Below are 12,511 nucleotides of genomic sequence, written 5' to 3'. Positions count from 1 at the left end.
TCCTAATGCGCTTTCAGTTGATCGCGAAAACGCGTGTGCAGGATCAGCCCCAGCGATATCAGCGCCAGCGCCCAGAACCACAGGTAGGTCATGTCGATGCCATCGATCGTGTGGTAGCCGCTGAAGAAGTTCATCCGCATGCTCTCCAGGCCATGCACGATCGGGTTCATCAGCAGGTATTCCCGGTACTGATGCGGCACATAGAGAACCGGGAAGATAACGCCGGAGAGCAACAGCAGAGGCAGGTTGAGGATGCGCGTCACCTTGCCGATCTCGGGCACCAGATCGCCAAGCACCGACAGCGTCAGCCCCATGCCCCAACCCAGCGCCCACAGCGACAGCCAGTCCATCATCGCGCCGAACGGATAGTCCGGCATCAGCTCGAACTTGAGCAGGCTGCCGATGGTGATGAACAGGATGAAGATCAGCGACTTGAGCATGCCTTCGAGAAAACAGCGCACCAGAACCGGATCGACCGGCTTGACCTGGCGGTAAGCGAACAGGCCACGATTGGCCTCGATCGCACCGATCGAGCGCATCATGTTCTCGCGGAACAGCATGAAGCCCATCAGCCCGACCACCATCCAGGCGACATAGTCGGCGCCGGCGATGTGGCGGCCGGACATGAACAGCCCCCGCACGGAGACCATCACGCCGATGATCGCCAGGGGTTCGAAGATCATCCAGAACCAGCCCATGCGGTCGGCCATGGTGCGCGAGATCGTCTCGCGCATGAACAGGGCAAACCAGACGCTCCTGGCCACTCTCCACGAGGAGCGGGCTCGTCCTCCGGACGGTCCTGCGAAGTTCGGTTGCGATGAATCCGATCGTGAAACTTCCATAGCCATGGCGGATTACCCTCGAGAATGCGCGCGCGACGAGTGGATCAGGTCAACGAGCCGACGATCGGATACGTTCACAGATCGAGCGCCACGCGAGTCGCCACGGCGACCTGGAACAGGATCTGGGTGATCGCGGAAGCCAGTTCGATGTTGCTGGTGGGTGCGGCAGGCAGCACGATGATCTCGTCGCCGGCGCGCATGCGGGTCTGCCCCGCCTGGATCACCGCCCCGTTGCGATGCACCACCAGCACCTGGTCCTCGTCGGCCCTGGGCGTGAAGCCGCCGGCCTGACGGATGTAGTCCAGCGCGCTCATGCCCGGCGTGTAGACCATCGCCTGGGGAATGATGATTTCGCCGCTCAGCAGGATGGAATCGGTATCCTCGGGGATCGTGACGATATCGCCGTCCTGCAGCCGGATATCGGCGACGTTGCCGTCCCTGGCAACGACCAGCCGGCCTGTCGGCTTGACCTGCGAGGCTTTCTTCACGAACCGTTCGATCAACTCCGCCTGGCGAACCTGGATCTCGCCCTCCTTGGCGGTGCGAGCGGGATAGCCGAGGTAGGTCGTCTCGAGCCGGCGCAGGCTGTCCTTCAGCGACGACGCCTGCTGCTCCGCCACGCTGATCCGGCGAATGGAGACGTCCTGATAGCTGGTCATCTCCTGGGGCACGCTGATCGCGTTCAGGAACTCGCCCAACCGGGCATCCCGCGGAAGCGCATAGCGCGATGGGCCGTAATAGCTGCCCTCGACCTGGACCACGATGGTCTCGTCGCGCTGGTCGGCGCTGAACAGCACCTCATCGCCACGGCGGACCTCGGCGCCACGAAATTCCGCCAGCGGCAGATAGCGCGAGATCGGCCCCGACGGGCGGCTGCCGCGCAACAGCACATGGGACACGCCCGACTTGAGGCGGGCCAGGTTGATCACGTCCTGCCCGGTCAGCGCCTCGCCGACCAGCTCGTAGCGGTAGTTCTTCTGGACGTCGCCGACGACGCTGATGGCGGGTCCGCGCTCCTCGACCACGATGGTGTCGCCATCCCGGAACTGCGGCCGTGCGATATCGCCGTTGATCAGGAAGTTGTAGAGATCGACGACATTGATGACCTGGTTGCCGCGCTTGATCACGACCTGGCGATAACTCCCCAGCGCCTGATCGATGCCACCCGCCTGATCGAGGAAGTAGAGCACCGAGTCGTTCGGCGTCCCGGAGTAGCGCCCGGGATTCATGACGTAACCGGTGACGAAGACGCCCACCGGCTGCACGCCCTGGAGATTGGTGTAGACGCTGACGTTCTCGGGATAGACGGACTGGATCGCGCCACGTACCCGGGCGTTGAGCTGGGCGTTGGAGATCCCCTGGACCTGCAGCGGACCGATCCGCGGCAGGAAGATATTGCCCTGGGCGTCCACCGCCAGTACCCGGTCGATCTCGACCCCGCCCCAGACCCGGATCGTGATCTGGTCACCCGGCTTGATTAGATAGTCCGGGTTGAGACCGTCGGCCATCATGCCCCGGAAGCCGCCGGAGAACAGGTTCTCGCCGAACGGTGGCAACGTGTCGGGGTCGACCATGGCCTGGGCCCGGGGATCGACCGGCCCGTAGGTGCCGCTGTCCCAATCCGCCCGCGGCGATGTCTCGATCGAATTCGTCTCGTCGGACTGCGAGGTCATCGCCTGTGCCGGCTGGTCACTGCCCAGCAGGCCACCGCTGCTCAGCCCGATGTCCTGGCCGTGAGCAAAGTTAGCGTTGAGGCACGCTACCGCCACCAGGCACATGGCCCGGAAAGTCACTGATAACCGCTTCATGTTGTTTCCCTTCCCTCACGTGTTTTTCAGGCCATCGAGTGCCGGCATTTGCTCATGAGAGCACCGGCGAAATGCCTTGAGGGCACTTGTCGATTCGGTGGCGATCAGGCCGTTCCGGCATGAGGAACGACGGGTTTCGACGGCGCCGCCGAGATGGCTTTCGGAAGTTTCCCGAACACCATCTAGCGAATGATTTCCGTCACCAGGCGCTGGGCATACCAGCCTTTCCCCGGTACCAGGCAGCTCACCTGGCCCACCGGGACACCGGCCGGCGCCACGTTGCGGGTCACGTCGAGGCGAATACACCGCCGGCCGCTGGCCGAGAAGTAGCGCTCACGGGCATGAATGGAGACATTCGGCCCCCAGGGCGTGGTCGCCAGATTCGCCACGCTGCCCGTGGCTGCGCTATCGAGAAACGTTGCCAACGGACCATTGACTGGCGTGGCATCGTTCATGGGCATCACCGCCCCATCGCCGAAGCGTTGCTGGGATGAGGTTGCGCACCCCGACATGGCGGCAACTACCAGCGCCAGCGCCAGCCATCGGGACGCACCATCGACCCTTCTGCGTTTTCTGATTTCGTTTTTCATCGTGCCCACCCTTCCCTCCATTTCCCGCGCGTTATCGCCGGGAGCCTTGCTGCCTTTCGCCGCCTGCCCGCCAACGCGGGCGCCGTTCGACGAATCGATGCGAACTGTTGTCAGATGATCCGGTGACGCCGCAGGGCGGCGATGAGCTGGCCCACCGTCTCCTCGAGGTCATGGATCGACGTGTCGATCTCGACTTCCGGTGATTCCGGAGCCTCGTAAGGAGAAGTGATGCCAGTAAACTGACCGATCTCGCCGCTACGGGCCTTGCGGTAGAGACCCTTGGGATCGCGTCTTTCACAGACCGCAAGCGGTGTGTTGACGAAGACCTCGATGAACTCGTCGGCCTCGACCATGTCGCGGACGATGCGTCGATCCTCACGGAACGGCGAGATGAACGAGACCAGGGTGATCACGCCCACATCGACCATCAGCTTCGCCACTTCGCCGACCCGGCGAATGTTTTCCTGACGGTCGCGGTCGCTGAAGCCGAGATCGCGGCACAGTCCATGGCGAACGTTGTCCCCATCCAGCACGTAGGTGTTGTAGCCCATGCCGAAGAGCTGTCTTTCCAGGGCATCCGCCACGGTGGACTTGCCAGCGCCGGACAGCCCCGTGAACCAGATGATGCTGGGCTTCTGGCGGTTGCGTTCGGCGCGTCTCCGCTTGTCGACGGCCATGTCGTGCCAGACCACATGGCCGATGTTCAGGGCGTCGACGACCATGCCGGCCCCCACGGTCAGGTTGCTCAGTTTGTCGATGAAGATGAAATTTCCCGTCTCCGGGGAGCGCTGGTAGCTGTCCAGCACCAGCGGCTGCGTCACTTCGATCTGGCATCGGGCGATGCCATTGAGAGGCACTCTGTCGGAGGCGTTGCGCGACAGGGTATTGATGTCGATCTGATAGACGATTCGCGTCACGCGGCCGGAAACGGTTCGGGTACCGGCCTTGAACTCGTAATCCTGTCCCGGTGCCAGTGGGGTCTCGTGCATCCACACCACGTCGGCGGTAAACACCGAACTGGGTTCGATATCGCTGTTCGCCGCCACCAGCATGTCGCCACGGGAAATATCGAGTTCGTCGCGAAGCGTGAGCGTTATCGACTGGCCGGGATAGGCAACGCTCAGGTCACCGTCGTTGGTGACGATGCGCTCGATCGTCGAGCGCCTGCCGGAGGGCTCCACCCGGATCTCGCTGCCCACTTCGACCGCGCCGGCGGCCAGCATGCCGCTATATCCACGGAAATTGAGATTGGGCCGATTGACGTACTGAACCGGAAAGCGCAGTTCATGCAGGCTCGGCGCCGACAGGATCTCGACCTGCTCGAGCTGGGCCAGCAACGGGGCGCCTTCGTACCAGCGCATCTCGCTACCGGGATTGACGACGTTGGCACCGGTCAATGCCGAAATGGGCAAGAAGCGCACGTCGTTGACATTCAGCTTGTCGGCGAAATCACGGTAGTCCGCGACGATCTCCTGGAATCGCGCTTCGGAGTAACCGACCAGGTCCATCTTGTTGATCGCGATCACGAAGTGGCGGATCCCGAGCAGATCGCAGATGAAACTGTGCCGCCGGGCCTGCAACTGCACGCCGTAACGCGCGTCGATCAGGATGATCGCCAGATCCGCCGTGGAGGCGCCGGTGGCCATGTTGCGGGTGTACTGCTCGTGCCCCGGCGCGTCGGCGACGATGAACTTGCGCTTGTCGGTGTAGAAGAACCGATAGGCGACATCGACGGCCGTGCCCTGCTCGCGTTCCGACTGCTGGCCATCGACCAGCAGCGCCAGATCGACCTGGCCACTGCGGCTGCCGCCTGTCCCCGGCCCGCGCACCAACGCCGCCAGCTGCTCCTCCTGGATCGTCAGGGAGTCGTGCAGCAACCGGCTTATCAGCGTCGACTTGCCGTCGTCGGCCCCACCGCAGATCAGAAATCGCAGCAGCCCCTTGCTCGCATTCAGCTTGAGGTAGCGCTCGATGTCGTCGGCGATGCGCATCATCTGGAGAGGCATCAGAAGTACCCCTCGTGTTTCTTCTTCTCCATCGAGCCGACGCCATCGCGATCGATGGCGCGGCCTAGCCGCTCGCTGGTGCGAGTCAGCAGCATCTCCTGGATGATCGCGGGCAAGGTGGTAGCGCGTGACTCGATGGCGCCGGTCAACGGGAAGCACCCCAGTGTCCGGAAGCGGATCCAGCGCTCCTGGGGCACTTCTCCCGCCGCCAGCGGCAGCCGCTCGTCGTCCACCACCAGCAACTGGCCGGAACGGAACACGGTCGGTCGCGGGGCCGCGTAGTAGAGCGGCACGATGGGGATCGACTCGAGATGGATGTACTGCCAGATATCCAGCTCGGTCCAGTTGGAGAGCGGGAAGACGCGGATCGACTCGCCCGGATTGACCTTGCCGTTATAGAGACGCCACAGTTCGGGGCGCTGCCGCTTGGGGTCCCAGCGATGATGCCGGTCACGAAACGAGTAGACGTGCTCCCTGGCGCGGGAACTCTCTTCATCCCGACGTGCCCCCCCGAACGCGGCGTCGAAGCCGTGCTTGTCGAGTGCCTGCTTGAGGGCCTGGGTCTTCATGATCTCGGTGTAGGTGGCGCTACCGTGATCGAAGGGATTGATGCCCGCCGCTCGCCCCTCTTCGTTGACGTACTCGATCAGCTCCATACCGACCTGCGCCGCGGTACGATCGCGAAATTCGATCATCTCGCGGAACTTCCAGGTGGTATTGACGTGCAACAAGGGAAATGGCGGCGTTCCGGGATAGAACGCCTTGCGCGCCAGATGCAGCATCACTGACGAGTCCTTGCCAACCGAATAGAGCATCACCGGATTGCGAAACTCCGCCGCCACCTCCCGGATGATCTGAATCGACTCCGCCTCGAGTTGCCTGAGGTGAGTGTGAGCCGTGACTGTCAGTTCTCGCATAACGTTCCCGTGCACCCGATCGAGAGTAACGAAACAAAAGGTTTCCAATGGCGGAGATCAACTGGAGACCTGTGCAACGTCGCTTCCAGTTATTGTTTTCGAGACTCTTTTTCGATCAGTTACGGGGTCGAAGTCAAACCTTTAAAAGGTGGCAGGTAAAATCCTGTAAAGGACAAAATCGGGGTTTAGAAAGGATGCTAAATAAAGTTACAAACCAGAGATTCACACAAAAATACGAACGACTAATACTTAAGTCAATCGACTGTTTTTGAAAGAAAAAAATGGTATCCCGAAGTCAAGTTCAGTCGCCAATGGCGCCACCGCCGCCTCGACTCGACGAGAGCTTTTTACTTTCTTGAACGCGAAATGCATCATCCCACTCATCTTTCGACTCGAAAACTTCTGAAGTAAATACCTCGGGCACAGAACCGAAAGTGTGATTTTATTAATACCTCAACCATCCACTTTTCCCGCAGAAAAGTTCGTTTACATTTGCCATATTTCCACGTCGATCTTCGCTTACGCAAAATCCCGGCGCTTAGCAATTCGATACAGCCGAAAAGCGCCCCCGACTCGCGGGATGCGTTACACTGCGCCTCGGACTGCCTTGCACGCCCCGGACTCGGGCCAGTGGTGTCGGACCAGCGCCCAGGGCAGTGACATGACATTTCTTCGACGGACCGCACCCGCTCTCTGTGACCCATGCCTAACGATTCGACAGTCCTGCGACCGTCCTCCCATCGCGTAGCCGGTTATCTTTCCAAGGGCCTGGCCCGCTGGAACATCATCCGCTGCCTGCTGCCGGAGTATTCTCGCCAGATCCGCCTCAAGCCCGGTAGCCGTCAGCCCGTCGACGCCATTCTTGGCTGGGGTTTGAAGCCGACGTCGAAACAGGCGCGTCGCCTGGCCACCCGCCGGGGGCTGCCCTACATCGCGATCGAAGACGGATTCCTGCGCTCGTTGGGGCTGGGGGTCAACTACTCCCAGCCCCACAGCCTGGTCGTGGACTACAGCGGCATCTACTACGATGCGACCCGGCCATCGGACCTGGAGACACTTCTCGCCGAGGCCACCTTCGGCTCGGATGAGCTGGCGCGCGCGGACCAGGCCATGCAGCGCCTGCGACGATTGCGCCTATCGAAGTACAACCACGCCCCGGACCGACCGCTCGCGCCCGCCGACCGCCCTCGCGTTCTGGTCATCGACCAGACCCGCGATGACGCCTCGATCACCCATGGCATGGCCGACGCCAGCTCGTTCCAGCGTATGCTGGAGAGCGCGATTTCCGACCACCCCGATGCCGAGATCCTGATCAAGACCCACCCGGACGTCATCGCCGGACGCAAGCAGGGCTACCTGACCAAGGCCTCGTCACATCCGCGCTGCCGGCTGATCGGCGACGATATCAACCCGTGGTCGTTGATCGACGCCGTCGACGCGGTCTACGTGGTCACCAGCCAACTGGGATTCGAGGCATTGATGGCGGAAAAGCCGGTCCACTGCTTTGGCATGCCGTTCTATGCCGGCTGGGGGCTGACCCGGGACGCGCTGCAGTGCGAACGCCGCCAGCGCCCACGCACGCTGCTGGAACTGTTCGCCGCGGCCTACCTGCGCTACTGCCGCTACGCCAATCCCTACACCGGGAAGACATCGACACTCGAAGCCACCATCGACCTGATCGCCGACCAGAAACGTCAGCGGGACCGCCTGGCCGGGCGCTGGGTGGCCGTGGGCTTCTCGAGCTGGAAGCGCGCCTTCATCACCGACTTCCTGGGTCCGGCCTCCAGCGTGCGCTTCATCCAGAGCGACCTCCCGCAGCCGCATGAGCTGGAGGACCGTGACAGTCTCGTCGTGTGGGGACAGAAGGCTACCGATGAGCTCAAGGCCCGCTGTCGTCAGCACGGCCTCGACCTGTGGCGGATGGAGGACGGTTTCGTCCGTTCGGTCGGGCTGGGGGTCGACCTGATCCGGCCACTGTCGTTGGCGTTCGACTCCCGGGGGCTCTATTACGATGCCCATCACGAGAGCGATCTGGAGCGACTGCTCGTCGAGACGGACTTCGAACCGGAGCTGCTGGCGCGCGCCGATCGTCTGCGCCGGCGCCTCATCGAGCTCAAGCTCTCGAAATACAACGTCCAGGGCAAGAAGCGGCCTTCACTGCCGACGGAGGCGGTCGGCGCGCGCCCGGTGGTGCTGGTACCCGGCCAGGTCGAGAGCGACGCCTCCATTGCCCATGGCTCTCCCGAGATCAAGACCAACCAGGCGCTACTCGAAGCGGTCAGGCAGAACCGTCCCGATGCCTTCGTCATCTACAAGCCACACCCCGACGTGGTCTCGGGGGCCCGGGTCGGTCTGCTCGACAAGACGGCGCGGGCGCTCTACGACCTCGAACTGGTCGACTGCGACATCATCGACCTGATCGAGCTGGCCGACGAGATCCACACCATGTGCTCGTTGACCGGCTTCGAAGGTCTGATGCGCGGCGTGGAGGTGCATACCTACGGCCTGCCTTTCTATGCCGGTTGGGGACTGACCCACGATCGGTTATCCTCCCCGCGGCGTCAGCGTCGGCTAACGCTCGACGCCCTGATTGCCGGCGCGCTGCTGCTGTATCCGACCTATGTCGACCCGGATACCGGCGAGTTCTGCAATGCCGATACCGCCGTCGAACTGATGCAGCAGCAGCGTGACCAACGCTCGGGATTGCCCCTTCGAGTCCGCTTCTACCGGCTATACCGCAATCTGTTTTCCAAAAGGCAATGACTTGAGCACGACACGCAAACACTTTCTTCTGTTACAGGGTGTCTGCTCACCTTTTTTCGACCGGCTCGGCGCGCGATTGCAGGACGCCGGGCACTCGGTGGTCAAGGTCAACTTCACCGTCGGCGACAGCGTCTACTGGAGTCAGAAGCACACCTACGCCTATCGCGGGCAGGCCAAGGACATTCCCGAATACCTCTCCGGTATCTGGGACCGCCACGAGATCACCGATCAGGTCGTCTTCGGCGACCGCCGCCCCGTTCACCGTCGCGCCATCCTCGCCGCCAGGCGCCGAGGCATTCGCAACCACGTGTTCGAGGAGGGCTACTTTCGGCCCTACTGGGTGACGCTGGAGCGCGAGGGCGTGAATGCGCACTCCCTGTTGCCCCGGGACCCCGACTGGTATCGCGAGGCCGGCAAGCGCTTGCCCAGCGCCGGCCGCCCCCAGTCCTTCCCCAACCAGTTCCACATGCGGGCACGCCACGACGTGCTCTACCACCTGGCCGGCGTCGCCAACCCGTTCCTGCATCCCCACTACCGTAACCACGCCCTGGTGACCGCCCCGGTGGAGTACGCCGGCTTCCTGCTGCGCAAGGTCCGCATGCCCTACCTGAAGCGTCGGGACGAGCAGCGCGTCAACGCGCTGATGGCCTCTGGGCGCCCGTTCTATCTGCTGCCGCTGCAATTGAAGAGCGATGCCCAGATCCGCTACCACTCGGACTACAAGAACATGCAGGAGGTGATCGGGAAGGTCGCCGCCTCCTTTGCCTACCATGCGCCGCGAGATGCCCTGCTGGTGATCAAGAACCATCCGCTCGACATGGGCCTCGCCCAGTACGCGCGGCTGATCAAGGTGCTGTCCCACGAGTACGACCTGGCCGACCGCCTGGTCTATCTCGAGGGAGGAAGCCTCGAGGCACTGCTCAAGCACGCCAGCGGCCTGGTCACGGTCAACAGTACTGCCGGCAACGTCTCGCTGGGCTTCGGCTGTCCGACCCACACCCTGGCCTCGCCGATCTACGACATGGCGGGGTTGACGCATCAGGGCACGCTGGACGATTTCTGGCACAATACGCCCGCCCCGGAAGCGGAGCTCTTTCGGGCCTATCGACGAACCGTCGCCCAGACGGTCCAGATCAATGGCGGGTTTTACTGCCGCCCAGGGATCGAGCTAGCCTCGGAGAACGCCCTGCACGCGCTGCAGCGAGAACGCTCTCCGCTGCAACAACTCATGGATGAGATCGCATCATGACCCGAATCGTCATTACCGGTGCCACCGGCGCCATCGGCCAGGCGCTCGCCACCGGCTATGCCAGGCCCGGCAACCGGCTGGTGCTGCATGGCCGCCAGCACGAGGTGCTCGAGTCGCTGGCCGCCGACTGTCGCGGCGCCGGGGCCGAGGTCGAATGCAGTAGCGTCGACCTGGGCGACGACGAGGCACTGTTCGCGTGGCTGGCGTCGCTGTGCGATCCCTCGCCGCCGGAGATCGTCATCATCAACGCCGGCATCAACATCAACATCGGCGAAGACGGTAGCGGCGAGCAGTGGGAAGACGCCAGTCGCCTGCTGGAGATCAACCTGCGCGTACCGATGGCGATGGGCAACTTCCTCGGCAAGCGCATGCGTGCGGCCGGCCGCGGCCAGCTGGTACTGATGAGTTCGCTCGCCGCCTATCACGGCCTGCCGGTCACTCCGAGCTACAGCGCCAGCAAGGCCGGGGTGAAAGCCTACGGGGAGGCGCTTCGCGGCTGGCTGGCACCTCACGGCGTCGGCGTCACCGTCGTCATGCCCGGCTATGTCAGCTCGAAGATGTGCCACGAGATGCCCGGTCCCAAGCCGTTCTTGTGGCAACCCGAGCGTGCCGCCCGGGTCATCTCCCGGGGCATCGAGAAGGATCGCGCCCGAATCAGCTTCCCGTTTCCGCTCGACTTCGGCTGCTGGTGGCTGGCCGTGCTGCCGGCCGCGATCTCGCAGCGCCTGGTCAAGTGGTTCGGCTACCACATCGACCCGGACCACGGAGCCAAGCGATGAATCATGGATTCTGGAACGGGTTCTGGGCCGTGGTGGCGTCGCTGATCGTCACCAGCCTGTTCGAACTGCTGCTCAAACCGCGTCCGCAGCTGTTGTGGCAACGGGCACCGGCGGCAGTGGCCGTCCACCTGGCCACTGCCACGCTCCATTTCGCGTTCTGGCTGCTGGTGGTACAGCGCCCCTGGTTCGCGCTGGTGATCGCCGCCTCGCTGCAGATGGTGATCATCCAGGTCAACAACACCAAGTCGACCTCCCTCCGCGAGCCTTTCCTGTGCCAGGACTTCGAATACTTCGTCGATGCGGTTCGTCACCCCCGGCTCTACATTCCGTTCTTCGGCATCGGCCTGACCATTGCGGCCAGCCTGGCCGGCGCCATCGCCATCGCCATCGGCTTCTGGCTGGAGCCTTCGCTCTACGGCCATGCCGACGCTCCGTGGTCGCTGCTGGGCACGCTGGTGCTGGTCGCCGCAGCCACGGCCACGCTGGTCTGGCAGTTGCCCCGGCTACCCGCCTGCACGCTGGAGCCCAACGACGACCTGGTCCGGCTCGGCCTCTACCCCTATCTATGGGCCTATGGCCGCCTGACCCGGCTGCCCATCGATCGCCAGGAGAACGATGGCGCCTTCGCCCTACCGGCCGATCTCGACCCGGGAGAGCTCGATCCCGCCACGATGCCGAACGTGGTGCTGGTCCAGAGCGAATCGTTCTTCGACCCCCGCGACTGGCACCCGGCCATTCGCCGCGAGCTGCTCGGCAGCTACGACGCGCTCGTGGCCGAGGCGGTGCAGGCCGGCCGTTTCGACGTGCCCGCCTGGGGCGCCAACACCGTCCGCACCGAGTGCGCGGTACTGACGGGATTCACGCCGTCCCGGCTGGGTGTCCATCGCTTCAATCCCTACCACCAGCTATCGAAGCTGCCGGTCAACAACCTGGCCGGCGCGCTCAGGCGCCTGGGCTACCGGACGGTCTGCATCCACCCCTACCCCGCCAGCTTCTATCTGCGTGACCGGGTCTATCCCACCCTGGGCTTCGATACCTTCGTGGATATCGCCGACTTCGACATCGCCGAGCGCGACGGCCAGTACACCGGCGATCTGGCACTGGCGGAACGGGTGCGAACGCGGCTGGCGGAGGCCGATGAGAAACCGCTGTTCATTTTCGTGATCAGCATGGAGAATCACGGCCCGCTCCACCTGGAGACCGCGGATCCGGCCGTCGCCGAACGCTGGGTCGAGGGCGGCGTTACCGACGGTTGCGAAGAGCTGACGGTTTATCTGAGGCATCTACGCAACACCGATAGTATGCTGGAGCGACTCAGGGACTCTCTCGACCAGGGCGGACGACCCGGGATTCTGGGTTTCTACGGAGATCACGTGCCGATCATGCCGAAAGTCTACGCACGGCACGGCGAGCCGGATGGTTTCACGAACTATTTCATCTGGCGGACCGCGCCCCGTTCGGGGGATAACGTGCGGATGACGCTCCCAGCCGATAAGCTGGGAACAACAATCTACGACAGGATTATCGACCACGCTGGAAAGCGCGGTGCGAATTGAG

General features: G+C 63.3%; 9 protein-coding genes. 4 read left to right on the top strand and 5 right to left on the bottom strand.

Going from position 1 to position 12,511, the window contains the following annotated elements:
• Positions 1-2: 2 nt before the first annotated feature.
• The 5 genes from DOM56_RS17305 to cysD all read right to left on the bottom strand — a co-directional run bounded on the left by DOM56_RS17305 (position 3) and on the right by cysD (position 6,163).
• Positions 3-842 (bottom strand): ABC transporter permease, encoded by an 840-nt coding sequence (locus DOM56_RS17305; protein ID WP_110710284.1) that lies wholly within the window; start codon positions 840-842, stop codon positions 3-5.
• A gap of 74 nt (positions 843-916) precedes the next feature.
• Positions 917-2,650, bottom strand: a complete 1,734-nt coding sequence (locus tag DOM56_RS17300) for a polysaccharide biosynthesis/export family protein (RefSeq protein ID WP_110710283.1) — start codon at positions 2,648-2,650, stop codon at positions 917-919.
• A 182-nt stretch (positions 2,651-2,832) separates the two neighbouring features.
• Positions 2,833-3,240 carry a DVU3141 family protein gene (locus tag DOM56_RS17295; protein ID WP_157958271.1) on the bottom strand — a complete coding sequence of 136 codons (408 nt, stop codon included), beginning with the start codon at positions 3,238-3,240 and terminating at the stop codon, positions 2,833-2,835.
• 110 nt (positions 3,241-3,350) lie between these two features.
• Positions 3,351-5,246 (bottom strand): sulfate adenylyltransferase subunit CysN, encoded by a 1,896-nt coding sequence (gene cysN, locus DOM56_RS17290; RefSeq protein WP_110710281.1) that lies wholly within the window; start codon positions 5,244-5,246, stop codon positions 3,351-3,353.
• Positions 5,246-6,163 (bottom strand): sulfate adenylyltransferase subunit CysD, encoded by a 918-nt coding sequence (gene cysD, locus DOM56_RS17285; protein ID WP_110710280.1) that lies wholly within the window; start codon positions 6,161-6,163, stop codon positions 5,246-5,248. Before cysD ends, cysN begins: the two co-directional genes overlap by 1 nt.
• Positions 6,164-6,865: 702 nt before the next feature.
• Here cysD and DOM56_RS17280 point away from each other — a divergent pair.
• From DOM56_RS17280 to DOM56_RS17265, 4 genes are read left to right on the top strand one after another with little or no spacing between them, the layout of a single operon-like run.
• Positions 6,866-8,926, top strand: coding sequence for a capsular polysaccharide biosynthesis protein (locus DOM56_RS17280; protein ID WP_110710279.1), 2,061 nt, complete (start codon positions 6,866-6,868; stop codon positions 8,924-8,926).
• 1 nt (position 8,927) lies between these two features.
• Positions 8,928-10,175 (top strand): capsular biosynthesis protein, encoded by a 1,248-nt coding sequence (locus tag DOM56_RS17275; RefSeq protein WP_110710278.1) that lies wholly within the window; start codon positions 8,928-8,930, stop codon positions 10,173-10,175.
• Complete coding sequence (locus tag DOM56_RS17270; RefSeq protein ID WP_110710277.1) at positions 10,172-10,954, top strand: SDR family NAD(P)-dependent oxidoreductase; 783 nt, start codon at positions 10,172-10,174, stop codon at positions 10,952-10,954. The genes DOM56_RS17275 and DOM56_RS17270 overlap by 4 nt, the downstream gene beginning before the upstream one ends.
• On the top strand, positions 10,951-12,510 hold the full coding sequence (locus tag DOM56_RS17265) for an LTA synthase family protein (protein WP_110710276.1): 1,560 nt from the start codon (positions 10,951-10,953) through the stop codon (positions 12,508-12,510). The genes DOM56_RS17270 and DOM56_RS17265 overlap by 4 nt, the downstream gene beginning before the upstream one ends.
• Position 12,511: the final 1 nt, after the last annotated feature.

It is taken from the genome of Salinicola sp. CR57 (assembly GCF_003206585.1).
In the GTDB taxonomy this organism is placed as follows: Bacteria; Pseudomonadota; Gammaproteobacteria; order Pseudomonadales; family Halomonadaceae; genus Salinicola; species Salinicola lusitanus.
The sequence above is the reverse complement of the archived record's forward strand: the minus strand, read 5'-3'. Positions and strand labels throughout refer to the sequence as shown.